The organism is Neisseria maigaei (assembly GCF_958267405.1).
Classification (GTDB): domain Bacteria; phylum Pseudomonadota; class Gammaproteobacteria; order Burkholderiales; family Neisseriaceae; genus Neisseria; species Neisseria bergeri.
In genome coordinates this window covers 47,677-71,510 of the sequence record NZ_CATQFT010000040.1, presented here as the reverse complement: position 1 = coordinate 71,510, position 23,834 = coordinate 47,677, and the positions used below count along the sequence as shown (strand labels likewise).

The window sequence follows — 23,834 nt, the reverse complement described above, 5'->3', positions numbered from 1 at the left end:
CTTTTGCAAAACAGGTGTAATACTATGATTACACCTGTTTGTTTTAAGCTTGCTCCTCTTTTTCTAACTTTAAGTCCCCCACTTTTTCCACAACACAGTATGCCAAACCGCCCAGTGCTTCAAAATGCCGTTCACCGCATTCGATTTTCAGCCGTTCGTTTTCACGCAGCTTACCCGCATCTACCCCCGCCTGAATGCTTTTGCCGGTATTTTTGGTTTCTGCAACGAAATACACTTTGTCCTGAACCTGTTTCACCACCGCCCAATCGGGATTGTAATTGCCCAGTGGGGTAGGAATTTTGAACCAGCCGGGCAGTTTGAAATAAAACACTACACCACCTTCATGGTCAGCATCATAATGCTCGCAATCGGCGGCAAAGGTTTTTTCCGTACCGGAATCCAAAGGGATGTAGTTTTCGCAAATGGTTTTTTGCGGATTACTTACTGTGAACGTAAAACCGTTTTCGTAAAACTCGATGCCTTCACGCTCCATGCCTTCCAATAACTTTTGGTCGTACACTTTGCCGGTTTGTTCATACTCGATTCCTGCTGCCATCAATGCGTACAGGCTGCGGTTTACCGCTTCGGCGGCAAGGTCGATGAAGCGTTGCGGATTACCAGCTACATCTTTCAGACGGCCTGACTGTGTGATGATTTCGTACACCGTGCGCCGCGTCAGCCCTGTCTTTTTTTGGATCTCGCCGAGTATGTCCGGAATCTCCCATTGAACGTCCATTTCACGGCTGCGGCCGGCAATTTCGACTGTTTCGATACCGTAGGTTTGGGATTGTTTCAAATGTGCTTTTTTGATGCGGATTTTCGGCTTTTGGATTTCCGGCAAGTTTGCCACTGCCGCCGAAGCCTGTTTGATCAATTCTTCCGTATCGAAGCGCACGCGGTAGCGCGTTTTGTATTTCAACCTGTCCCAAATTGCCTGAAATTCGGGATCGAGCGGAAAATCTTTGCGGAATAGCTGTTTTTTCTTTTTATTGTGGTCTTTGATGTTTTTGGCGGAAAATTTGATACCGCATTCGTCTTCGTATTCCTTTTGCAGGTTGGCGGCAAACAATTCGTAGCTTTCGTTCGGAATCACGGTCAGCACATTCACTTCTTCATCGCGCACGCGCCGCCCTTCCTGATTGACGGCGATACGCAGCCCGCGCCCGATTTCCTGCCGCTTTTTCAGCGGCGAGCGGGTTTCGTTGAGCGTGCAGATTTGGAATACATTGGGGTTGTCCCAGCCTTCTTTCAGCGCGGAATGGGAAAAGATAAAGCGCAGCGGGCTGTCAAAGGAAAGCAGGGTTTCCTTGTCGCGCATAATGAGGCGGTAGGTATCGTTGTCCGCCTGCGTCGTGCCGTCGGTGTTTTTCAGACGGCCTTTCCTGTCTTGCGAGAAATAGCCGTCGTGTACGCCTGCCGTATCGGTACTGCCTACAAGCTCTCGATAGATTTCTTCAAACCAAAGGGCAAACTTGCCTGCTGTTCCGTCTGTCGCACGGTAATTCTCTACGCGGTCGATGAAGAACAGCGACAGCACCTTAATCCCCAGCGGATTTAGCCGTTTCTCCTTCGCCAAATGCTCCCTTACCGTTTCGCGGATTTGGTTTTTCATGATTTCATCGCGTACAGCATCGTCGTCTCCGCCGCGCGTAATGGTTTTACCGCCGGAGAACGCCAATTCCTGATTCTCGAAATCCATGCCGTCAATGATGAAACCGTGGCGGTAGGCTTCGTTGCCGCCCGATTTTTCAAACAAATCGTCTCCCGATTTGACGGATACCTTTTTCTTCTTGGTTTCCTTTTTATCCTGATAATGAATGTTCAAATCGGCTTTCAGACGGCCTTTGGCCGCCTGTTTCACTTCCAGCAGCTCCGCAAATGCGCCGTTCACATCGTTTTCCGCCAATACCGGCAAAACTTCGATTTGCTTGACCAGCTTCAAATTGTATGCCTGTACGGGATTCAGGCTGTACACCTTGTGGTAAGGGTTTTTATGCGTTGCCGAATAGCGCAGGGTAAAAAGCGGATTGAGCGATGCCAAGGCATTCAGACGGCCTTCCGTTTCCATATTTTGCGGCTCGTCGATGATGACGATGGGACACGTTTCCTGAATAAACTTAATCGGTGCTTCCCCGCTTTCGTTTACCTTGTTGATAACGTTTCCGTCTTTTTCAAACGACTGGATGTTGATCACCAAAATCTCGATGTGGTCGTTTACCGCAAAAGCGCGCAAATCCGACAGCCGCGTGCTTGAATATTCCGAATAGCGCATCACGGGCCTGCCGAACACCCCGTCAAAATGCGCCTTCGTAATTTCCAGGCTTTTCAACACGCCTTCGCGTATCGGTACGCTCGGTACGACAATGACAAACTTCTTCCAGCCGTAGAGCTTGTTCAATTCGTAAACCGTGCGCAGATAGACATAGGTTTTGCCCGTACCCGTTTCCATTTCCAGGGAAAAATTCAGCCCGAGCGCGCCGATTTTCGTTTCAGACTGTCCGTTTTGCTTTTGCACTGCATTCAGATTCAGGCCTAGCGTTTCCCAATCCAAATCCCAGCCGTTGCCGACAAACCGCCCCGTCCCCTGACTGGTCAAGTCGAATGCCCGGGCATGGTTCGGCTGCCCTGCAAAAAGGTTCGCAACGGCATTTACCGCCTCAAGCTGATAGGGCAGTTCTTCAAATTTCAGTTCCATTTTTATTTCCTTCTATCCTCTGTCGCGCGGAAAATCTACCTCTTTACCGTCATTCCCGCTTTCGGCTGACTACACGCAATCGAACATCACGCCCGCGTCCTTCATCTGCAATACGGTATTGCTTTTGAGCGCGTCGTCGCCCTCGAACAGCCTGTCCAATGCCGCCACCTTGACGGGATGCTTTTCCAGCACGGCATCAATCAAACCTTGATCCACACGTTCCAGCAGGAAAGCGTACAGCCCGCCCGTATCCTCGTCTTCCACGAAATACACGTCGTCTGAAAACGAAACCTTGCAAGTCAGCTTCAAGCCCATACGCAGCATCAATTCGTAGAGCAGGTTTTCAGACAGCGTTTCAGACAGCACGGAATCGATATTCAACAACAATTCGCCTTGCAGGCTTTCGGCATCGGTGTCGGCTGGCTGCCGCCATTGTTTGAAACCGCTTTCGGCAAGTTTGAAAACTTTAAAACCCGTATCTATTTCCGATCCGTCTTGAAGGCCGTCTGAAATCTGCCTGCCCGCGCGGCGGATGCGTTCTTTGGCAATTTCGGCAATCGTGTTGAAACCCGCCTTGCGCGCTTCGGACTTTTCGTCGGTTTCTTCGGGGAGCTGGACACAGATGAAACGGCGGCTGCCGCCGTCTTCGGCGTTAAGCTGCATCACGGCATGAGCGGTAGTGCCGCTGCCAGAGAAGAAGTCGAGGATTAGGTCGTCTGAACTGCTTCCGATATTTAAAAGATTTTTTATTAACAAAGTTGGTTTGGGAAAATCAAATAATCGCTGTTTAAATAGATTTTCCACTTCTAAACTACCGCGTTGGTTTGTACCAAATTCAATTCCCCAAAAATCATTTGGTATCTGTCCTTCTGTTTTATCTAAATATAATTTCCCATAAGGTTGTTCATCTCCACCAGTTGTCCAGTAGATTTCTTGGTTTAAATTCAATCTGTCAAACTCTTCTTTTTTTATCATCCATGGTCCATTCAGGATATTTCCTGATTTGGTTTTTACTTCATAGAAATGCCGTCCACGAGTTTTATCCAAAAGAACCTTCCTTCTAAAAACACCGTTATCATCAGAGTATCGATATTCTTTTAGGGCTTTTTCTGTTAATGCCAATTTTCCTAATTTCAAATCCGAAATATTTTTCGTATAGCAAAGCACATATTCTTTGACTTTTGCAGCATTTCCAATGTTAGGTTGGTTGTCTGTACGCCTCCAAGAAATTTGGATAACAAAATTCTCCGCCCCAAACACTTCATCACACAGCAGTTTCAACTGTGCCTGTTCGTTGTCGTCAATGCTGATGAAAATCACGCCGTCTTCGCGCAGCAGGGTTTTCGCCAGATGCAGGCGCGGCAGCATCATGGAGAGCCAGTTGCTGTGGTAATGGCCGCTGTCTTTGCCGTTTTTGCGCCACACGCCTTGGAATACGCCGTCGCGCTTCAGGTAGCCCGCGTCGTCGGTATCGCCCACGCGGCGGGCATATTCTTCGCGGCTTTCGGAGAATTTGTCGGGATAAATAAAGGAATCGCTGCCGGTATTGTAGGGCGGGTCGATGTAAATCATCTTCACGCTGCCGGCGTAGGATTTTTGCAGGATTTTCAGTGCTTCTAGGTTTTCAGCTTCGATAAACACGTTTTGCGTGCCGTCGAAATCTGCGGATTCTTCTTTGCAGGGAACGAGGGTGCGGGAAGTGGGGCTTTGCAGGTTGAGATATGCGGCGGTTTTGCCCGCCCAATCGAGCTGATAACGTTCGCCCGCGCCGGCAAGGTTTTCTGCGCCGAGGACGAGTTTGAGCTTCTCAAAGTCGATTTGGTCTTCGCAAAAGACTTCGGGAAAGATTTGTTTGAGTTTTAATATGTTGTTTTGTTTGAAATTATTTTCTAAATCGTGTATAATTTCGGTTCGGTTCGGTTCGGTTCGGTTCGGTTCGGTTCGGTTCGGTTCGGTTCGGTTCGGTTCGGTTCGGTTCGGTTCGGTTCGGTTGCCATAACTATGTCCATCAAGATCGGGTTACGAAATATCCTTTTATCGGGATGTTTCAAAAGTTGAAAGAAAAGTGATTTTCAGGGTAAAAGTTGACCGACTATCTCTGATAGCCGGTTCGAGCCGGACAGCTACTGGAATGTGAACGACATATCTTCTTCATTTTCATCCGGTACGAAATGCCGTTTTTAAGCTAACCATCCGTTGTCGCGCAATACACCTAGATAGATTTCTACCCAAACGAAAATAAGCGGTTTTCCCTTATAAACGGATGAAATCAACCAAATATTGAAACACAGCCAAAAACAATAAGGCGGTACGCATCATATACGTACCGCCTGCTTTTCAATCAATTAGCGTTTTTTACCGGTAACGGTGGCAACAGCCAGATTTTCGTTACGTTTCAGGGAAACGCTTTCTACACCTTCAGGCAGTTTGATGTCGGACAGATGCAGAATGTCGCCGGCAACCACTTCGGCACAATCCAAATCCAAGAAAGCAGGGATATTGGCAGGCAACGCAACCACTTCAACAGTCGTGTTCAGCAGAGATACGCGACCGCCTTGCAGTTTGACCGCTTGGGAATTTTCAGCGTTAACGATGTGAAGGGGAACACGGATACGTACAAGTTGATCGGCTTTCACAGCTTGGAAGTCGATGTGTTGAACTTCGCGGCGGAACGGATGCATTTGGAAATCGCGGACGATAACGTCTTTAGTTTCACCGTTCAGAGACAATTTAATCAACGCGGTATGGAAAGATTCCTTTTCCAGTGCGTAGAATACGGTTTTGTGATCTACGGCAATCGCAACGGGCTCTTGACCTTCACCGTACAGAATGCCGGGGATTTGGCCTTCGCGACGCAGGCGGCGGCTCGCACCAGTGCCTTGTGCTTCACGAACAGAAGCTTGAATTTCATAAGTCATGTTAAATACTCCAATTTAAATAAAACTACCGTCATCGGCCGCGACCAGCTTAAGACGGCATCGGGGTTACGGCAGCAACATGCTGCCTGTCATCACTTCTTCATTGAAAAGATATGAGACGGATTCTTCATTACTGATGCGGCGGACGGTTTCGGCCAACAGACCGGCAATCGTTACCTGACGGATACGGTCGCAGTTTTTAGCTGCTTCAGACAAAGGAATGGTATCGGTTACGACCACCTGGTCGATTTCGGATGAGGAGATACGGCTGACCGCTTCTCCGGAAAATACTGCATGGCTGGCGTATGCCAAGACACGTTCTGCACCGCGCTCTTTCAGGGCGACGGCGGCTTTGCACAGCGTATTTGCAGTGTCGATCATATCATCCACAATCAGACAGGTTCTGCCTTGAATGTCGCCGATGATGTTCATGACTTCCGCCACATTGGCTTTCGGGCGGCGTTTGTCGATGATTGCCAGGTCGGCATTCAGGGATTTTGCGACGGCGCGGGCGCGGACGACACCGCCGATGTCCGGGCTGACGACGGTCAGGTTTTCAATTCGCTGCTGCTTGATGTCGTTCAACAGAATCGGGGTGGCATAAATATTATCCACAGGAATATCGAAGAAACCTTGAATCTGGTCTGCGTGCAAATCAACGGTCAAAACACGGTCAATGCCCGCCGAATAGAGCATATTTGCCACCAGTTTGGCAGAAATCGGAACGCGGACGGAACGCGGACGGCGGTCTTGGCGCGCATAGCCGAAATACGGAATGGCTGCGGTAATACGGCCTGCCGAAGCGCGTTTGAGCGCATCCGCCATTGTCAGGATTTCCATCAGGTTGTCATTGGTCGGCGCGCAAGTAGGCTGAAGGATGAAAACATCGCGGCCGCGTACGTTTTCCAACAGTTCGACGGCAACTTCGCCATCTGAAAACTTGGAAACGGAAGCATTGCCCAAAGAAATGTCCAAATGCTTGACAACACGTTGTGCCAATTCGGGATTGGCATTGCCTGTAAATACCATCAAACTGTCGTACGCAGCCATATTCTCACCTGATTTTATGTTTAACTTCCGCTCAGAAAACACAATGCTTCCCTCCGCTTGTACCAAGCCCGACATTATACCTGCAACATCCGACACAAACAAAGGCATTTCAATATTTTTATTTCTATGAAATAAAAAGCGTGTAAGCAGGCTTACACGCTTTTGTCTGGCTGGGGAGGAAGGATTCGAACCTTCGCATGCTGGAATCAAAATCCAGTGTCTTAACCGCTTGACGACTCCCCAAAAAGGGCTGGCTGGGGAGGAAGGATTCGAACCTTCGCATGCTGGAATCAAAATCCAGTGTCTTAACCGCTTGACGACTCCCCAACTCGTTTGACTTGGCTAGGGAGGAAGGATTCGAACCTTCGCATGCTGGAATCAAAATCCAGTGTCTTAACCGCTTGACGACTCCCCAACAATGTTTATACGGACAACAAAGGATGTTTTGAAAGACCCTCTGCCAAATATGCCTCGTACAAACCTGAAACTTGTCGGTATATATTGTATGCGCTATCCCTATCTTGAAATGCTGCAAATATACAGGCTCCTGAGCCGGTCATCATTGCAGAACCGTATTTCGACAACTCGGAATAGGCTTTCCAAACTTCGGGGTATTCTTTAAATACCACTGCCTGCATATCATTTCTGAACGGTTGCAGGTTTTGGAAAGTCGGCATTATGCTTGAGGCAGAATTTCGTGTCAAGCATTCGTGCGTGAAAATTTTTGCGGTGGAAACGTGGGCGGGCGGTTTGACGATAACATACCACTGTTTCGGAATATCCATTTCGTCCAACCTGTCGCCTATACCCCGCGCAAACGCATTTTTGCCGAAAATAAAAAACGGCACGTCCGCACCCAGTGTTGTACCCAGTTCAATCAGCTGCGGCGTTGTGAGCCCGCACTGCCACCAACGGTTCAACACCAGCAAAACGGTTGCCGCATCCGAGCTTCCTCCGCCCAAACCCGCCCCGGTCGGGATTTTTTTGTCCAGCCATATTTCCACGCCGTCGGGGTTGCGCGCATATTTTTGCAGCAGCGATGCGGCGCGGTAGCTTAAATCCGCTTCCTGCGGCATTCCGCCGACCGGGTTGTGCAGGATGATTTTGCCGTCGTCCCTCGGTTTCAAATATACGGTATCCTGCAAATCTATCAGGCAGAATATGCTTTCGATATTGTGATAGCCGTCTTCCCTCCTGCCGGTAATCCTCAAATCGAGATTCAGTTTGGCAGGGGCGGGAAACGCCTGCCGTCCGTCCGTAATATTCATCTGTCCGCCTTATCTCGTGCGCGCCGCACAACGTTCCGGGGTTTCGGTTTCAGACGGCATTCCAATTTCTGTGAAAACCAGCCTGATGTTCAAATTTCCGTTATTCAGTTGCAACGTTCGGACTTGCCCCCCTCTGTCGGCGGTTCTGCCGACAGTCCAACCGTATTGTTCCAATATGCCGTCTGAAAGGATGCGGTAAGGTGCATGGGCAACCCGTCTTCCTTCTGCCCAGATATGCAGATATTGGATTGGCAGGTTGAAACCAATAAGCTGCCGGCTCAATTCTTCCGTACTTTCCGCCTGATAAACATTTCCTTTAGCATCCACTGCCAACGCACCGTCTTTGTCTTGACACAACTGCCCGAGCGTACTGCCCAAAGGGATGTTGATATTGATGGTTTCCACAGGCGGTTGGTATGTCCAATCGAAATTTGCATACGAACCTTTCCCTTCCGCTTTGACTGCCAACCGCCCTTCCGCCGTGAAACTGCGGGTGTGTTCGGACGGCTGCCACAGGTTTTCGTTATTTTGAGGTAATTGCGCGCAAGCGGTCAAAAGCAGGATGACCGATGCGGATACGGTGTGTTTCATCAGAATTTCCTTAACGGGTGCTATCCTGTCGGCCGGCGGGTTCGATGTGCCGTGCAAAACGCGTGCGAACTGCATGCCGTTTGCCCGAATGCCGCAGCTTCCCGGCAAACCTTATGCCGTCTGAAAGGATGGGTCTGCATTATTTCCGGGGTTTGCGGGAAGGTTGGGGCAATGCGATTCCGTAGCGTTTGAGCGTTTCGCGCCATATTTTCTTGTCTCCCGTAAGGTGTGCCGCCTGAGTCCACACGTCAACCGCCTGATCGCGTTCACCCAATGCCCACAACACTTCGCCCAAATGGGCGGCAACTTCGGGCCCGGGGTCGTTTGCAAACGCATACCACAGATACGGCAGCGCGCTTTCCGCGTCGCCTTTCAGGTAATACGCCCAGCCTATGCTGTCGTTGACGGCGGTATCGTCCGGGTTGATTTGGTATGCCGTCTGAAGCAGGGCGAAACCTTCGTCCAAACGCTTGGGATCGGTCAGCAGGCTGTAGCCCAGATTATTCATAATTTGTGCATTATCGGGCGTAAGTTTGAGCGCGGTTTCAAGGTCGGCAATCATTTTTTCCCGTTTGCCTGACTGCTCGTAAAAAATGGAACGCTGTGCCAATGCTTCCGCCAAAGGTTCCGCACTTCCCGCCGCCGAAAGTTTGGCGACGATCTTGTTCAGCCCGATCAGGGCTTCCCGTTTGTCGGGCAGCTTCGACAGGGCGAGCATCTGTATTTTGGACAAATTGTCTGCCGTAAAATACCGCCCCTGCTGTTCGGGCAGCTTCCTGACCTTCCCGATCTGCCGCAAAGCCGCCCTACCTCCGTCCAATTCGGCAGCCGCCGCAGCCGCCAGCACGCCTTTGTCGAACAGATATTCCGGCGCGGACACCTTTTTCAGCCACTGCCTGACTTTGGTGTAATCCCTGCGGTCGGCATACATCATCGCCGCCGTTAGTGCCGCCCTGCTCCGCTGTTCCTCCGTCCCCCTGCCGTATGCCTTTTCGACATAGCCGTCGATAACGGAAATATCTTCTTTCCGGTTTGCCGCCAATATTGCCGCCTGAATATACAGATCTGCATTCGGGTTGTGTTCCAACAGCACGTTCAAACGCGCATAGGCATCATCCGGCCTGTGCAGGGAAACCAGATTCATGATTTCCATTTCCTGCCAGACGGCCGAAAGGTTTCGGGTGTCTGTCTGCTCGAAAAAGCCGTCGAGTATTTCGGGATATTTGCGTGCAGTCAGACGCAAGGTTACCAGGGTCGGCGGTAGTATTTCCGTATCAAGTTTTGCCAAGCGTTGCAATGCCGCGATTGCTTTATCTTTTTCCCGCACTTGCACGTTAAAAACCACATCGGCAACCGCCGCTTCGGGCAGATGTTCATATTTCAACGCCGCGCGGCGGACGGCCTCCGATGCTTTTTGCGCCAATCCGCCCTGCTGTACGGCGGCTTGCGCCAGCAGCAAAAATATCCTGCGGTTTTGCCCGTCATCTGCCTGCGCCAAGACCTCTTCCAGCCCGTCCAAACGTTGATTTTCTTCCCCTTTCAGCACGCTCCGCAACCAGGCCATCCGTTTTTGCGCCTCACCCGGTATAGGCTCAATCTGCCGCCATTTCTGATAAATCATCTCAGCCTGTTCAAACGCATTCAGCGACACGGCCATTTCCAAGGCACGTTCGGCAACTTCGGGGGATTTTGTACGCTCCAACATCAGCATATAGGCGGCAAGTGCCGTTCCCGCCTGCCCCTTTTGCAAGGCGGTTTCCCCTCCCAGCAACGTAAATATCTGATTAACCCGTTCGCCCACTGCCGCAAGCCGTGCGCGTTCGTTTTTGATTTCTTCCTCGCTGTAACGCTGATGTTTCCTTAAAACCTTTCCGACTTCCTTCGGCTGTTTCATATCCCCCGCACCGCCTCCGGCGGCAGACACCTGTCCGGCAATCAAGGCTGCCGTCAACACAGTTAACATTTTGAAACGGTTAGGTAGCATAATCATCCTTTATCCGACATCCGTCCGAACTTTCAGACGGCATATAATCAGGCGTAACTTTATCACAAGCAGAATCGTTTGTAGATTTGCGAAACCCCGTTCAAAAAATAAGGCTGTGTTTTAATATAGTGTTGATAAGCGTACTTGGATTCAATATATTCAATAGGATAGGTTTATTCCTAACCGGAAATAATTGTCTTTTCCCTTGCAAATAATTGAAATCAACAGATTACTAAAACACAGCCAAATTATAATACCAATGTTAGACCAAATGATGATAGTGCACTTGTATATACCAATTGTAAAAGGGAACTATGAAGCTATTGCTGCCAGAGAATATTTACCAAATGGAAAGGCTGGGAGATTGTATAAATATCGAGGAACAGTTGTTGAAGGCAAAACTCAATGGGGAGTTTCTGCCTTGATTAATTGGGATATTTTTGGATATAGAACACCAAAATACCGTCTTGAAAGGAAATAAGCAATGGATACAAATAACTATGACAGAATCATGCCATTTAAACCTGAAAACAGAGAAAGTGAGCTAAAAATCGCCGTAAGATTCCAACGAAAATTGATACCATCAAAAATTGTATATTTTTATACAGGCTTTATGGGATTATTGGTTTTTTTACAGAAATACCAAATTCTTCATATCTCTAACTTCAATGAATTAATGGATTGGCTCATGCTGTTATTTGTATTCCTCGGTGTATATAGTGTGATTTCTACAGTTTTTTTAACTATTTGCCCCTATTGCCACAGATTTCAAAAACAGTTTAATGGAAAAGTAATCAGCGTCGATAATCAAGAAATAGCTTGCAATCAAGGAATAGTTCCATTTATTAATTATTGTAATCGATGCCATGCCCCACTTTCACCAAAAGCAGTAACAGATTATTATGAAAATAAAGCGTGAACGTACATGGTAGATGGTGCTTACACCCACGCGTTCCTTGCTTTGCTTTTTACTTATTTTTAGGCAGCCTTAAAACAACTTACACTTACCTTTTTTGTTTGGCTGTGTTTTAGTAATCTGTTGATTTCAATTATTTGCAAGGGAAAAGACAATTATTTTCCGGTTAGGAATAAACCTATCCTATTGAATATATTGAAGCCAAGTACGCTTATCAACACTATATTAAAACACAGCCAAAAATAAATGCCGTCTGAAATACTGCTTCAGACGGCATTACCGACGCTTGCGATTCAAGGGAGTTTTATTTCCACATTGTCAATCAGACGCGTCGCCCCCAAACGGGCCGCAGCCAAGACCACCAGTTTCTTATCTCCCGCCCGCGCCACTTCGAGCGTATCGGCACGGCGGATTTCGACATAATCGACCGTCCAGCCGTGTTCCGTCAGGGATTGGACGGCGCGTGTTTCCAAACCCGCATAATCCAAACCGCCCTGCTTCAGCGATTCGGCAACCGCCTGCAGCTCGCGGTACAGGCGCGGTGCTTCGGCACGTTCCGCCGCACTCAAATACTGGTTGCGGCTCGACAGTGCCAACCCGTCTTCCGCGCGCCCTGTATCGACAGGCACTATTTCAACATCAAAATTCAAATCCTCGACAAAACCTTTAATCACAGCGAGCTGCTGGTAATCCTTCTTACCAAAACAGGCGATGTCCGGGGAAACGATATGGAACAGTTTGGACACCACCGTTGCCACCCCACGGAAATGTCCCGGACGGAACTTGCCGCACAACTCATTTTGCAGGTTGGGCGGTTCGACGTTATACCGTTGCTCCACGTTCGGATAGAGTTCTTCCTCATCGGGCGCGAAAACAACGGCAACGCCTTCGGCGGCAAGTTTGTCCGCATCCTGCTGCAAAGTACGCGGATATTTGTCGAAATCCTCGCCCTGACCGAATTGCAGGCGGTTGACGAATATGCTGACAACAACGTTGTCGGCGCGTTTTTTGGCTTCGCGAACGAGGGCAAGATGCCCTTCATGCAGATTGCCCATGGTCGGCACAAATGCCACCTTTCCCGCATTTTTACGCCACGCGCGCAGTTCTCGAATGGTATGTATGATTTGCATAACGGTAATCCTTATCCTTCGGGCTTCCTGCCCGACAAAACGCGCAGATTATACGCGCCGCGCACGGCAAAACAAAATGCCGTCTGAAACGGCATTCAGACGGCATCGGCAGCAGACCTTGTTCAGTCTGCAAAAAGCTGCCGACGTTAAAAGACAGCCTGAATATTTTTCAGACTGTCTTTTTGAAGAGATGGAAGTTATTTGTTTCTCAATATCTCAATAAGGGCGGCTTTGGACTGGTAGAAGTCCAAATCAAATAATGAAATGCCTAAATGTTTGCAATATTCTTCGATCATCTCCACAGTCAGCCTGTTTTTTTTGAGTCTTTCGGTATATTTTTCTGTCTGTTCAAACGGCAGCGGCGTGCCATATTCCATAAACTCGACACGACTGGTTTCTTTATGCAGCATAACATTTCTGGTTTCGCAGTCATGACGGGAAACCTGTTTGCTGCCCTCATATAGGGTAAATGAGACCGCACCGAATTCATCTTTGCCAAAATATGGGCGTAAGTACATAGTCAATAATCTGATTTTCCACAGCAAGGCTTCATACGGCACACTTGAAAAGTCTGTGCCGTTCCGATTATTGTCTATTAGCAATGACCAATCAGACTGCGTTTCCAACAATAAATATTTGGATGATCCGGTAATCTCAAGCGGATTCAAGAAATCCAATTTCTGACTGAGGGTATATTCCTCATCCAAATACGATAGTTTCGGTTTTAAATTCTGATAAAAGTCGCTTAAATCCATTAATCTTTTCAAATAGAGATCCAGTGCTTTTTCAAATGGCGCGCCAATAAAATAAAACTGTTTCAGGCTTGGATGGCCGTCTTTTGCAAGAAAAAAATCTTTGTTTACATTCATAATTTAAACCTATGTTCCGCAGCAGGGAAGGTTTTGGCTTTGACTTCGGCAACATACGCCCGAACCGCAGCCTGAATGCTGCTTTGCCCGTGCATAAAGTTTTTGACGAATTTCGCCGTTTTGCCCGGGAAAATACCGAGCATATCGTGCATCACCAAAACCTGCCCGTCGCAATCCACACCCGCACCGATACCGATGGTCGGACAGGAAACGGATTCAGTTACCTTTTTTGCCAGTTCCGCCGGCACGCATTCCATCAGCACGACAGCAGCTCCGGCTTCATCGTGCGCCTTGGCATCGTCAAGCAACGCCTGCGCCTTGCCGCCGCGACCCTGAACTTTATATCCGCCGAAGGCAAACACGGATTGCGGTGTCAGACCGATGTGGGCGCAGACCGGAATGCCGCGCATTTGCAGAAATTCAGTCGTTTCCGCCATCCACACGCCGCCTTCGAGCTTGACCATATGCGCTCCTGCCGCCATCAGTTCGGCGGCGGCGGCAAACGCCTGCTCCTTACTCTGCTGATATGCACCAAACGGCAAATCACTGACAATCATCGCATTTTTTGCACCACGTGCCACACATTCGGTGTGATAGCACATATCGCGCAGGCTGACCGGCAGCGTCGACTGCCGCCCTTGAACCGCCATACCCAAAGAGTCGCCGACCAGCAGCATTTCCACGCCGGCATCGTCCATCAGCGCGGCAAAACTGGATTCGTAAGCGGTCAGCATGGCGATTTTTTCGCCCGCCGCCTTCATTTTTTGCAGTGTGTTCACAGTAATCATCAGATATTGTTACCCCGCCCTTTTCAGACGGCCTTTTCAGTTTGAAACGGGCTATTATAGTGAAATGCCCGCAGCCCTGCCACCGACCGTGCCGCAAATGCAAAACAGCCCGACTGTTTTACACAATCGGGCTGTCAAATCTGGTGCCGGCACCAAGAGTCGAACTCGGGACCCCCTGATTACAAGTCAGGTGCTCTACCAACTGAGCTATACCGGCTTACTGAAATGTTTTGCAACACCATCAGTAGAAATGGTGCCGGCACCAAGAGTCGAACTCGGGACCCCCTGATTACAAGTCAGGTGCTCTACCAACTGAGCTATACCGGCAAAGAAGGCGAATTATGCAGGCAACTTCACACTTTGGCAAGGAATTTGTTCGACCCCCTCATAAAAATACACTAAGTATCTTATTTAAAACAAAATTAATTTGAAACAGGACAAGCATCGGCATTCTGATAAAATATCTGCCTTTCAAACTGACTGCTCACACCGATGGCAAGACATCCCTACCGCCGCCTGCGTCCTGCAAAATCCGGCTTTCCCGAAGTCGGCATTTCCGAAGAAGGCAATATCCGTTCGCTTCACTTGGGCAGCGACACCGTTCAAAGCTCGATGAACCTCGACCACCCGTCCGAGCTGGTGCTCTCTTACAGCCGCGCGATGATGGGCTGGCTGCTGTTTGCGGAACGCCTGCCGCAGCATATCACCCAAATCGGCTTGGGCGGCGGCTCGTTTGCACGCTGGATAGATACCTACCTGCCCGATACGCGTCAAACTGCCGTAGATATCAACCCGCAGGTTATCGCCATTGCCCGCAACCTGTTTGAGTTGCCTTTCGAGGGCGAGAAATTTGAAATTATTGAAGCAGATGGTGCAGAGTACATCAAAGTCTTCCGCCACAACACCGATGTGATTTTGGTGGACGGGTTCGACGGCGAACAAATCATCGATGCGCTGGTTGAAGAACCGTTTTTCCGAGACTGCCGCAACGCGCTTTCTTCAGACGGCATATTCGTGACCAACTGGTGGAGCGGCGACAAACGCTACCAACGCTTCATCGAACGCCTGTTAAACGTCTTTGAAGGGCGCGTCTTGGAACTTCCTGCCGAAAGTCACGGCAATGTCGCGGTAATGGCATTCCAAAGCAGTCCCAAAGAGCAAAACATAGACAAACTCAAAAAACGTGCCGACAAACTGAGCAACGCATACGGATTGGACTTCCACCGCATGCTCGCCGACCTGAAAGCCTCCAACCCCAACAACGGCAAGCATTTCTACCTTTAAGCAACTATCTTCACGGCTGCATCGGAATATGCGGAAAATCAAGAGGAAACCATTATGCTGAAACCCGAAACCATACACATACCCGGCCCGGCCGGCATTTTAGAAACCATCCATATCCCGTCCGAACAAGTACCGGCACGCGGTGTTGCCGTCATCAATCATCCCAACCCCCTCCAAGGCGGGACAAACACCAACAAAGTCATCCAAACCGCCGCCAAAGCATTGAGCAAACTCGGATTTCACTGCTATCTTCCCAACCTTCGCGGCGTAGGCAGCAGCGAAGGCACACACGATTACGGACGCGGCGAAACGCAAGACTGCCTCGCCGTCATCGACTATGCCCGCGCCCAACATCCCGAAGCCCCAGAATTTGCCTTATCCGGCTTTTCCTTCGGCGGCTATGTCGCCACATTTGCCGCACAAGAGCGCATACCCGACCTGTTACTGCTCATCGGCGCGGCAGTCTGCCACTATACCGACCGTCCGGAACCGTCAGCCGTTCCCAACGTTGCAAAAACACTGATGATACACGGCGCGGAAGATGAAGTCGTCGAAATCGGGAAAGCACTGAAATGGGCGGAACCGCAAGATTTGCCCGTCATTACCATCGCCGGTTCCACGCATTTCTTTCACGGCAAACTCATCGTCCTGCGCGACACCATCCTCCGCTTCGCGCCCGTATGCCTGAACGGATAAAACCCCTTTCAGACGGCATCGATAATATAAAACCCGTATCGGCGGCATCTGCCGATACGGGTTTGCATTCCCTCTCATTATAGGCAAAACCCGCTGCAAAACACCCTTTCCCGACCCGACAAAGGATCTGCAAACGCAATCTTTTTTGCCAATAACTTCAAAGGTTTCCGATAATCCTCGCTTCCCGCTTCAGACGGCACGGGATAGAGCGCGTCATTCAACAGCGGCATACCCAAGCCCATCATGTGTACGCGCAACTGGTGTTTCTTGCCGGTATGCGGCGTAAGGCGGTAGAGGCTGAATGCGCCGCGGTTTTCGATAAGTTCGATGGTCGTGTGGGCATTGGGTTCGCCTTCTGTTTCCCGCGTGAGAAAGAATTTTTCGCCGCGTTCCATTCGTGACGAAATATCCAGCGGATAGTCCAAATCCGTCCGAGTCGGCGCTACCGCTTCATAGGTTTTTCGGACGGTTTTTTCTTGGAACATGGTTTGATAATCACGACGCGTAGCAGGGTTGAGCGAAAGCAGCATAACGCCTGCCGTATCTTTGTCCAAGCGATGAATCGGCGTAATGTCTTCAACATTCAAATGCTGCAATTCAGAGCGCAGGCGCAGGCGTGTGAGCAGCGTTTCCCTCAAAAAACGCCCGCTGGGGATGACGGGCAGAAAATGCGGCTTGTCCACCACAATCAAATGTTCATCAATATGCAAAATCTTTTCTTCAAACGGAATACGCGGCTCGCTCTCGCGACTGGTTTCCCGATAATAAAACATCGTCTTACCGGGCTCGAACAAAGAATATTCATCCAACGCCGCACCATCCGAACCAACCACAAAACCACTGTTCAACCGCCTACGCCAATCGTCCGCGCCCACAAAAGGAAAGCGGATGCACAGAAAATGCAGCAGCGGCAGCCCGTAAAACTGCTTTTCATGCGGCAGCACCAAATAACTGGGTTTGACACCGTTCAACAGAGGAAGAGGATTATTGCGTTTTTTCATGTGGCGGATTGTAACCGTTTTTCACAAACTTTTCAGACGGCATATCAAAACATAATTGATAAAAACAAATATATCGTTTTTTTTGATTTAAAAATTTATTTAGACAGAATTATCGGATATTCATTACTATTCTTAAATAAGAATTAATATCAATAAGAGGAAATATGAAACGTATCTTTTTGTCCGCCTTGCCCGCCATCCTGCCTTTATCCACTTATGCCGACCTGCCCTTGACGATTGAAGACATAATGACCGACAAGGGAAAATGGAAACTGGAAACTTCCCTTACCTACCTGAATAGCGAAAACAGCCGCGCCGCACTTGCCGCACCGGTTTACATTCAAACCGGCGCAACCTCGTTTATCCCCATTCCGACCGAAATCCAAGAAAACGGCAGCAATACCGATATGCTCGCCGGCACGCTCGGTTTGCGCTACGGACTGACCGGCAATACCGACATTTACGGCAGCGGCAGCTATCTGTGGCACGAAGAACGCAAACTCGACGGCAACGGCAAAACCCGCAACAAACGGATGTCCGACGTATCCCTCGGCATCAGCCACACCTTCCTTAAAGACGACAAAAACCCCGCCCTAATCAGCTTTCTTGAAAGCACGGTTTACGAAAAATCGTGCAACAAAGCCTCGTCGGGAAAATCGTGGCTCATCGGCGCCACCACCTACAAAGCCATAGATCCGATTGTCCTTTCCCTCACCGCCGCCTACCGCATCAACGGCAGCAAAACCCTTTCAGACGGCATCCGCTACAAATCGGGCAACTACCTGCTGCTCAACCCCAACATCTCATTTGCCGCCAACGACAGAATCAGCCTGACCGGAGGCATCCAATGGCTGGGCAAACAGCCCGACCGCATAGACGGCAAAAAAGAATCCGCAAGAAACACATCCACCTACGCCCATTTCGGCGCAGGTTTCGGTTTCACCAAAACCACGGCTTTAAACGCATCCGCACGTTTCAACGTTTCAGGGCAAAGCAGTTCCGAACTGAAATTGGGCGTACCGCATACATTTTAAGCAGGTTTTGATTTTCCAACGTTGTAATCCAAAGGAGTTGTTATGAAAAAACAAATCACCGCAGCCGTAATGATGCTGTCTATGATTGCCCCCGCAATGGCAAACGGCTTGGACAATCAGACATTTGAAAACCAAGTGTTCCACACGCAGGCAGATGCGCCGATGCAGTTGGCGGAGCTTTCTCAAAAGGAGATGAAGGAGACTGAGGGGGCTTGGGGACCGGTAGGTGCATTTATCGGAGGAGTCGGAGGCGGAATCGGATATATGATGAACCAGCAACTTAGCGGAAGCAGATTTTCTCCCACAGCATTCACTCTTGCCGTAGGGGCGGGAGCTTTTGGAGGGGCGACAGCAGGTCCGGCAGGGGTTGTATGGGGATTTAACCGATCTTTGGCAACAGGTATGGTTACGGGTGTTGCCCAACGATATGGTAAATAAATATATAAAAACAGCAATCAGCATAACCGCCATATCCATATTTTATCTTCTAACTCAAGAAAGCAGCGGCAAAACTGAAGAACCATCATATTTCTTGATGTTCATGTTTCTCAACTCGCTTTGGTTTGAAGAAAATAAAACAGTTATGGCTGCCGTTACGGCAATGATTGCCGCCCACCTTATATTTGTCACACTATCCGATTAATAAGCAAACAAAAAGGCTGCTTGGAAATTTCAGGCAGCCTTTCAGGAGGACTTTGATGAAACATTATCTCCTCCCTAAGAATTTGTTATGAAAAAACAAATCACCGCAGCCGTGATGATGCTGTCTATGATTGCCCCGCAATGGCAAACGGATTGGACAAAATGAATTAAGGACATTATCTGTTTTTACAGAAATTTTTAAAATGGATGATTTGATTGCAGCTTTTTTGGGCTATTTATCAGGTAAATATAGCGAAGGAAAAATAAGCAGGTTAGAAATATCCCTAACGGCAGGAAGCATTTTCTTTGCAGTATTCTTTATTCATGAACTGATAATTTTTATTGTTGATGGAAATAAGGAAAATCTTTGGAATTTTATTACCGAGATGATAAAAGATTTATTTTTATTTTCATGTTCTGTTTGTTTGTTATTCTACTTCTTATTATTTATTGCAGAAACTATTGGAAAAACAATCAATAAAATTAAATAAGATATTTAAGCCGCTAAAAACCATTTAAGTATTTTATTTTCTATGCGGCATTTATCTTGGATTTGAAATACTGCAATCGGGAGGCTAAGGCTTCCGTCGTAACGTTTACCAATCAAAAGGCTGCTTAAAAATTCCGGGTAGCCTTTCAGGAGGATTTTGATGAAACAAAAAAGGCGGTTTACCGCCTCCCTGCTCCTCGCCGCCGCCCTACCTCTTTATGCGCATTCTTTTCCCTTTGCGGAAGAAAACCCCATAGCCTACGGCAAAGTCAAAATACAGAGTTGGAAAGCGCGGCGGGATTTCAATATTGTAAAGCAGGATTTGGATTTTTCCTGCGGGGCGGCTTCGGTGGCGACGCTTTTGAATAATTTTTACGGGCAAACGCTGACGGAAGAAGAAGTGTTGAAAAAGCTGGATAAGGAGCAGATGCGTGCGTCGTTTGAGGATATGCAGCGCATTATGCCTGATTTGGGTTTTGAAGCGAAAGGCTATGCCCTGTCTTTCGAGCAGCTTGCACAGTTGAAAATCCCCATCATCGTGTATCTGAAATACCGCAAGGATGATCATTTCTCGGTGTTGCGCGGCATAGACGGCAATACGGTTTTGCTTGCCGACCCGTCGCTGAGCCATGTTTCCATGAGTAGGGCGCAGTTTTTAGAGGCTTGGAAAACCCGTGAGGGAAATTTGGCAGGTAAGATTTTGGCGGTTGTGCCGAAAAAAGCGGAGACGATTTCAAATAAATTGTTTTTTACACATCATCCCAAGCGGCAGACGGAATTTGCAGTCAAACAAATCAGGCTAAGGCGTGTAGAGTGAGTCAAAGGCCGTCTGAAAACTGTTTCAGACGGCCTTTTGATTTGTTCCCAACCTCACAAACCCTTAAAAATCAGCTATAATGCCCAACTATTTGATTTTCGCTTATCCCATATTGAAATGGCACAAAAAATTCAATCTGTAAAAGGTATGAACGACCTTTTACCTGTCGAACAAAAAGATTTCAAACTGACGGCTGCGTTTTGGCAGGCGTTTGAAGATACGGTAAACCGCTGGACACGCGCTTACGGCTACCAGCAAATCCGTACGCCGATTGTCGAGCAAACCGGTTTATTTGTCCGCTCCATCGGCGAGGAAACCGATGTGGTCGGCAAGGAAATGTACACCTTCTCCGATTCAAACGATTCTTTGAGTTTGAGCCTGCGTCCTGAAGGTACGGCTTCTTGTCTGCGTGCTGTGGTCGAACACAACCTTTTGTACAACAGCCCGCAAAAGCTGTGGTATATGGGGCCGATGTTCCGCCGCGAGCGTCCGCAAAAAGGCCGTTATCGTCAGTTCCATCAGGTCGGTATCGAGGCTTTGGGTTTTGAAGGGCCGGATATTGATGCGGAAATCATCGCGATGTCTGCCGACTTATGGGAAAAATTGGGTATTCGCGAATACCTGACTTTGGAAATCAACAGCTTGGGCAACCGTGAGGAACGCGCGGCACACCGTGCGGCATTGGTCGAATATCTGACCCGTTATGAAGATAAATTGGATGAAGACAGCAAACGCCGTCTGAAAACCAATCCTTTGCGTGTTTTGGATACGAAAAACCCTGATTTGCAGGAAATCTGCAACGCGGCGCCGCGTCTGGTGGATTACTTGGGCGAGGCTTCGCAAAACCACTATGCACGCTTCAAGGCGATGTTGGACGGTTTGGATATCCAATATATTGAAAATCCGCGCTTGGTTCGCGGTTTGGATTACTACAATCAGACGGTTTTTGAGTGGACGACCGACAAACTCGGCGCGCAGGCGACTGTGTGCGGTGGCGGCCGTTACGATGGTTTGATTGAAGAGCTTGGCGGCAAAACTGCGCCGTCTATCGGCTTTGCAATGGGTATTGAGCGCCTGCTGCTTTTGGTGGGCGAATACGGCTCGCTGGAAGTGAACGCTGCGCCTGATATCTATGCAATGCACCAAGGCGAAGGTGCGGACTTGCAAGTGATGAAATACGCCCAAGCCTTACGCGCTCAAGGTTTCAATGTAATGCAGCATTCCGGCTATCAAAGCCTGAAGGCGCAAATGAAAAAAGCAGACAACAGCGGCGCGCGCTTTGCCCTGATTGTCGCGCAAGACGAACTGGCGAACGGTACGGTTACCCTGAAAGATATGCAGGGCAAACACGGTCAGCAAACCGTTGCCGCCGCCGATTTGACAGACACTTTACAACAATGGAAGAACGCATAAATGGCAGCCCATTTGGAAGAACAACAAGAGTTGGACAACTTTAAATATTTTTGGAAAAAAACCGGCCGTTGGATCTTTGCCTTGCTGATCGTGGCGGCTTTGGGGTATTTAGGTTACACCATTTACCAAGGCCAAAAAGCTTCAAAAGATCAGGAAGCCGCCGCCGTATTGGCGCAAATGGTGGAAAAGGCGCAGCAAAAAACCGACCCTAAAGCCATCAATGCCGATTTGGCTGAATTGCAAAAAAACTATCCTGATTCCATTTCGACAGCCCAAGCCACTTTGATGGTAGCGGCGACCGAGTTTGATGCCGGCCGTTATGATGTAGCGGAAGGACATTTGAATTGGGTGCTGAAAAACCAAAACGCACCGCTGGTTCAAGCTTTGGCGGCGCAGCGTTTGGGCGTTGTCCTGTTGCAGCAGAAAAAATACGATGCCGCCATCAATGCCCTGAATACTCAGGTTGAGGCTGATTTCGAGCCTTTGATGCTGGAAACCAAAGGCGATGTTTACGTTGCTCAAAACAAAACCAAAGAAGCCGTACAAAGTTACGAAGCTGCTTTGAGCAAAATGCCGCAAACCGCAGTAGGCCGCGAATTGCTGCAAATGAAAATCGACAGCTTGAAATAAGTTTGTTTGAAATCAAGGCCGTCTGAAGTTGCAATGACTTTTCAGACGGCCTACACTTATCCTTATCAACCGTGTTTTTAAAACACCTGCTTGTGTTCCGCTCCCGTTTTTAGGCGGCACTTGACACAGAAAGACTCAATCATGAAACCAACCATCGCGCTTGTCGGCCGCCCCAATGTCGGCAAATCTACTTTATTCAACCGTTTGACGCGCACCAAAGACGCGCTCGTACACGACCTGCCCGGCCTGACGCGTGACCGACATTACGGTCATGGCAAAGTCGGCAGCAAACCTTATTTGGTCATCGATACCGGCGGTTTCGAGCCGGTTGTCGATAGCGGCATTTTGCACGAAATGGCAAAACAAACCTTGCAGGCTGTCGATGAAGCCGATGCAGTTGTGTTTTTGGTGGACGGCCGTACCGGTTTGACGCCGCAAGACAAAATCATTGCCGACCGTTTGCGCCAAAGTCCGCGCCCTGTTTATTTGGCCGTGAATAAAGGCGAGGGCGGCAATAGGACCGTGCTTGCTGCCGAGTTCTACGAACTTGCCTTGGGCGACCCTTATGTTATTTCAGGTGCACACGGCGATGGCGTGTATTATCTGATTGAGGATATTTTGGAAACCTTTCCCGAGCCTGAAAAGGAAGAGGAAGAGGCGAAACATCCCGTTTTTGCCGTTATCGGTCGTCCGAACGTCGGTAAATCGACCTTGGTAAACGCCATTCTCGGCGAAGAGCGTGTAATTGCCTTCGATATGGCAGGCACGACGCGCGACAGTATTCACATCGATTTTGAACGTGAAGGCAAACCGTTTACCATCATCGATACCGCAGGTGTGCGCCGTCGCGGCAAAGTGGATGAAGCAGTGGAAAAGTTCTCCGTTATCAAAGCCATGCAGGCGGTTGAGGCGGCAAACGTTGCTGTTTTGGTGTTGGACGCTCAACAAGATATCGCCGACCAAGATGCGACGATTGCAGGTTTTGCTTTGGAAGCAGGCCGTGCCTTGGTGGTAGCGGTCAATAAATGGGACGGCATCAGCGAAGAGCGCCGCGAGCAAGTAAAACGCGATATCAACCGCAAACTGTATTTCCTTGATTTTGCCAAGTTCCACTTTATTTCCGCGTTGAAAGAACGCGGCATAGACGGATTGTTCGACAGCATTCAGGCTGCCTACAACGCGGCGATGATTAAGATGCCGACACCGAAAATCACGCGCGTCCTGCAAAGCGCGATCGAGCGCCAACAACCGCCGCGCGCAGGCTTGGTGCGTCCAAAAATGCGTTATGCCCACCAAGGCGGCATGAATCCGCCGGTGATTGTGGTTCACGGCAATTCGCTGCACGCGATTTCCGACAGCTATACGCGCTATCTGACCCAGACCTTCCGCAAAGCCTTCAACCTGCAAGGCACGCCGTTGCGGATTCAATACAATGTTTCAGAAAACCCGTATGAAAACGCCGACGACAAGCCGAAGAAAAAACCGTTGCGCCGCGTCAGCCTGAGCAACCGCATCGAGAAACGCGAAGGCAGAAAAGAAGAGAAAAACCGTTTCAAGAAAAAAACCAAAGTCAGTGTGAAAAAACAATTCAGCAAATAATTCCCGACATTTCAAACAA

The 23,834-nt window shown here is 49.0% G+C and carries 24 protein-coding genes and 5 tRNA genes; 13 read left to right on the top strand and 16 right to left on the bottom strand.

Annotation, left to right across the window (positions count from 1 at the left end):
* Positions 1 to 43: 43 nt before the first annotated feature.
* Positions 44 to 2,695 (bottom strand): restriction endonuclease, encoded by a 2,652-nt coding sequence (locus Q3O06_RS07700; protein ID WP_301818316.1) that lies wholly within the window; start codon positions 2,693 to 2,695, stop codon positions 44 to 46.
* Between the two features lie 69 nt (positions 2,696 to 2,764).
* Entirely contained in the window at positions 2,765 to 4,336 is a 1,572-nt protein-coding gene (locus Q3O06_RS07695; protein ID WP_301818315.1) for a site-specific DNA-methyltransferase, read from the bottom strand.
* A 66-nt stretch (positions 4,337 to 4,402) separates the two neighbouring features.
* Here Q3O06_RS07695 and Q3O06_RS07690 point away from each other — a divergent pair, with 66 nt between their 5' ends.
* Complete coding sequence (locus Q3O06_RS07690) at positions 4,403 to 4,558, top strand: hypothetical protein (RefSeq protein WP_301818314.1); 156 nt, start codon at positions 4,403 to 4,405, stop codon at positions 4,556 to 4,558.
* A gap of 482 nt (positions 4,559 to 5,040) precedes the next feature.
* On the opposite strand, the gene Q3O06_RS07685 is transcribed toward Q3O06_RS07690, so the two are convergent.
* From Q3O06_RS07685 to Q3O06_RS07650, 8 genes are all read right to left on the bottom strand, one after another.
* Positions 5,041 to 5,613, bottom strand: a complete 573-nt coding sequence (locus Q3O06_RS07685) for a 50S ribosomal protein L25/general stress protein Ctc (RefSeq protein ID WP_003678083.1) — start codon at positions 5,611 to 5,613, stop codon at positions 5,041 to 5,043.
* A 66-nt stretch (positions 5,614 to 5,679) separates the two neighbouring features.
* On the bottom strand, positions 5,680 to 6,663 hold the full coding sequence (locus Q3O06_RS07680) for a ribose-phosphate pyrophosphokinase (protein ID WP_301673634.1): 984 nt from the start codon (positions 6,661 to 6,663) through the stop codon (positions 5,680 to 5,682).
* Positions 6,664 to 6,830: 167 nt separating this feature from the next.
* A tRNA-Gln gene (locus tag Q3O06_RS07675) sits at positions 6,831 to 6,906 on the bottom strand.
* A gap of 8 nt (positions 6,907 to 6,914) precedes the next feature.
* A tRNA-Gln gene (locus Q3O06_RS07670) sits at positions 6,915 to 6,990 on the bottom strand.
* Between the two features lie 12 nt (positions 6,991 to 7,002).
* Positions 7,003 to 7,078: transfer RNA gene (locus tag Q3O06_RS07665), tRNA-Gln, on the bottom strand.
* Between the two features lie 7 nt (positions 7,079 to 7,085).
* Positions 7,086 to 7,931 (bottom strand): 4-(cytidine 5'-diphospho)-2-C-methyl-D-erythritol kinase, encoded by an 846-nt coding sequence (ispE, locus tag Q3O06_RS07660; RefSeq protein ID WP_301818313.1) that lies wholly within the window; start codon positions 7,929 to 7,931, stop codon positions 7,086 to 7,088.
* 9 nt (positions 7,932 to 7,940) lie between these two features.
* A complete protein-coding gene (locus Q3O06_RS07655; RefSeq protein ID WP_301818312.1) occupies positions 7,941 to 8,522 on the bottom strand; it encodes an outer membrane lipoprotein LolB in 582 nt (193 codons plus the stop codon).
* Between the two features lie 139 nt (positions 8,523 to 8,661).
* A complete protein-coding gene (locus Q3O06_RS07650) occupies positions 8,662 to 10,506 on the bottom strand; it encodes a tetratricopeptide repeat protein (RefSeq protein ID WP_301818360.1) in 1,845 nt (614 codons plus the stop codon).
* Positions 10,507 to 10,699: 193 nt separating this feature from the next.
* On the opposite strand from Q3O06_RS07650, the gene Q3O06_RS07645 reads away from it, so the two are divergent.
* Both Q3O06_RS07645 and Q3O06_RS07640 read left to right on the top strand, forming a co-directional pair.
* Positions 10,700 to 10,987 carry a hypothetical protein gene (locus Q3O06_RS07645; RefSeq protein ID WP_159068890.1) on the top strand — a complete coding sequence of 96 codons (288 nt, stop codon included), beginning with the start codon at positions 10,700 to 10,702 and terminating at the stop codon, positions 10,985 to 10,987.
* A gap of 3 nt (positions 10,988 to 10,990) precedes the next feature.
* Positions 10,991 to 11,425: a hypothetical protein gene (locus tag Q3O06_RS07640; RefSeq protein WP_301818311.1), complete on the top strand. Its 435-nt coding sequence runs from the start codon at positions 10,991 to 10,993 to the stop codon at positions 11,423 to 11,425.
* Between the two features lie 290 nt (positions 11,426 to 11,715).
* On the opposite strand, the gene panC is transcribed toward Q3O06_RS07640, so the two are convergent.
* The 5 genes from panC to Q3O06_RS07615 form a co-directional block, all read right to left on the bottom strand.
* The gene (gene panC, locus Q3O06_RS07635; protein WP_301818310.1) at positions 11,716 to 12,552 is read right to left on the bottom strand and encodes a pantoate--beta-alanine ligase; all 837 of its coding nucleotides are present in this window, start codon (positions 12,550 to 12,552) and stop codon (positions 11,716 to 11,718) included.
* Positions 12,553 to 12,749: 197 nt separating this feature from the next.
* The gene (locus Q3O06_RS07630) at positions 12,750 to 13,421 is read right to left on the bottom strand and encodes a hypothetical protein (protein ID WP_107862794.1); all 672 of its coding nucleotides are present in this window, start codon (positions 13,419 to 13,421) and stop codon (positions 12,750 to 12,752) included.
* A complete protein-coding gene (panB, locus tag Q3O06_RS07625; protein ID WP_301818309.1) occupies positions 13,418 to 14,209 on the bottom strand; it encodes a 3-methyl-2-oxobutanoate hydroxymethyltransferase in 792 nt (263 codons plus the stop codon). The genes Q3O06_RS07630 and panB overlap by 4 nt, the downstream gene beginning before the upstream one ends.
* Positions 14,210 to 14,350: 141 nt before the next feature.
* A tRNA-Thr gene (locus Q3O06_RS07620) sits at positions 14,351 to 14,426 on the bottom strand.
* A 34-nt stretch (positions 14,427 to 14,460) separates the two neighbouring features.
* Positions 14,461 to 14,536: transfer RNA gene (locus tag Q3O06_RS07615), tRNA-Thr, on the bottom strand.
* Between the two features lie 165 nt (positions 14,537 to 14,701).
* On the opposite strand from Q3O06_RS07615, the gene Q3O06_RS07610 reads away from it, so the two are divergent.
* Together Q3O06_RS07610 and Q3O06_RS07605 are read left to right on the top strand one after the other, a co-directional pair.
* Entirely contained in the window at positions 14,702 to 15,493 is a 792-nt protein-coding gene (locus Q3O06_RS07610) for a polyamine aminopropyltransferase (protein WP_301818308.1), read from the top strand.
* Between the two features lie 54 nt (positions 15,494 to 15,547).
* Positions 15,548 to 16,189, top strand: coding sequence for an alpha/beta hydrolase (locus Q3O06_RS07605; protein ID WP_301818307.1), 642 nt, complete (start codon positions 15,548 to 15,550; stop codon positions 16,187 to 16,189).
* A 77-nt stretch (positions 16,190 to 16,266) separates the two neighbouring features.
* Here Q3O06_RS07605 and Q3O06_RS07600 read toward each other — a convergent pair whose 3' ends face one another.
* Positions 16,267 to 17,190 (bottom strand): RluA family pseudouridine synthase, encoded by a 924-nt coding sequence (locus Q3O06_RS07600; RefSeq protein ID WP_301818306.1) that lies wholly within the window; start codon positions 17,188 to 17,190, stop codon positions 16,267 to 16,269.
* A gap of 164 nt (positions 17,191 to 17,354) precedes the next feature.
* Here Q3O06_RS07600 and Q3O06_RS07595 point away from each other — a divergent pair, with 164 nt between their 5' ends.
* The 8 genes from Q3O06_RS07595 to der all read left to right on the top strand — a co-directional run bounded on the left by Q3O06_RS07595 (position 17,355) and on the right by der (position 23,815).
* Positions 17,355 to 18,224 (top strand): meta-pathway of phenol degradation family protein, encoded by an 870-nt coding sequence (locus Q3O06_RS07595; RefSeq protein ID WP_301818305.1) that lies wholly within the window; start codon positions 17,355 to 17,357, stop codon positions 18,222 to 18,224.
* Positions 18,225 to 18,266: 42 nt separating this feature from the next.
* The gene (locus Q3O06_RS07590; protein WP_002223883.1) at positions 18,267 to 18,662 is read left to right on the top strand and encodes a hypothetical protein; all 396 of its coding nucleotides are present in this window, start codon (positions 18,267 to 18,269) and stop codon (positions 18,660 to 18,662) included.
* Positions 18,652 to 18,867 (top strand): hypothetical protein, encoded by a 216-nt coding sequence (locus Q3O06_RS07585; RefSeq protein ID WP_003707391.1) that lies wholly within the window; start codon positions 18,652 to 18,654, stop codon positions 18,865 to 18,867. The genes Q3O06_RS07590 and Q3O06_RS07585 overlap by 11 nt, the downstream gene beginning before the upstream one ends.
* A gap of 202 nt (positions 18,868 to 19,069) precedes the next feature.
* Positions 19,070 to 19,357 (top strand): hypothetical protein, encoded by a 288-nt coding sequence (locus Q3O06_RS07580; protein ID WP_003678105.1) that lies wholly within the window; start codon positions 19,070 to 19,072, stop codon positions 19,355 to 19,357.
* A gap of 159 nt (positions 19,358 to 19,516) precedes the next feature.
* On the top strand, positions 19,517 to 20,173 hold the full coding sequence (locus Q3O06_RS07575; RefSeq protein ID WP_301818304.1) for a C39 family peptidase: 657 nt from the start codon (positions 19,517 to 19,519) through the stop codon (positions 20,171 to 20,173).
* A 117-nt stretch (positions 20,174 to 20,290) separates the two neighbouring features.
* A complete protein-coding gene (hisS, locus tag Q3O06_RS07570; protein WP_301818303.1) occupies positions 20,291 to 21,586 on the top strand; it encodes a histidine--tRNA ligase in 1,296 nt (431 codons plus the stop codon).
* Positions 21,587 to 22,216: a YfgM family protein gene (locus tag Q3O06_RS07565; RefSeq protein WP_070695350.1), complete on the top strand. Its 630-nt coding sequence runs from the start codon at positions 21,587 to 21,589 to the stop codon at positions 22,214 to 22,216.
* 141 nt (positions 22,217 to 22,357) lie between these two features.
* Complete coding sequence (der, locus tag Q3O06_RS07560) at positions 22,358 to 23,815, top strand: ribosome biogenesis GTPase Der (RefSeq protein ID WP_301818302.1); 1,458 nt, start codon at positions 22,358 to 22,360, stop codon at positions 23,813 to 23,815.
* The last annotated feature ends 19 nt before the right edge of the window (positions 23,816 to 23,834 follow it).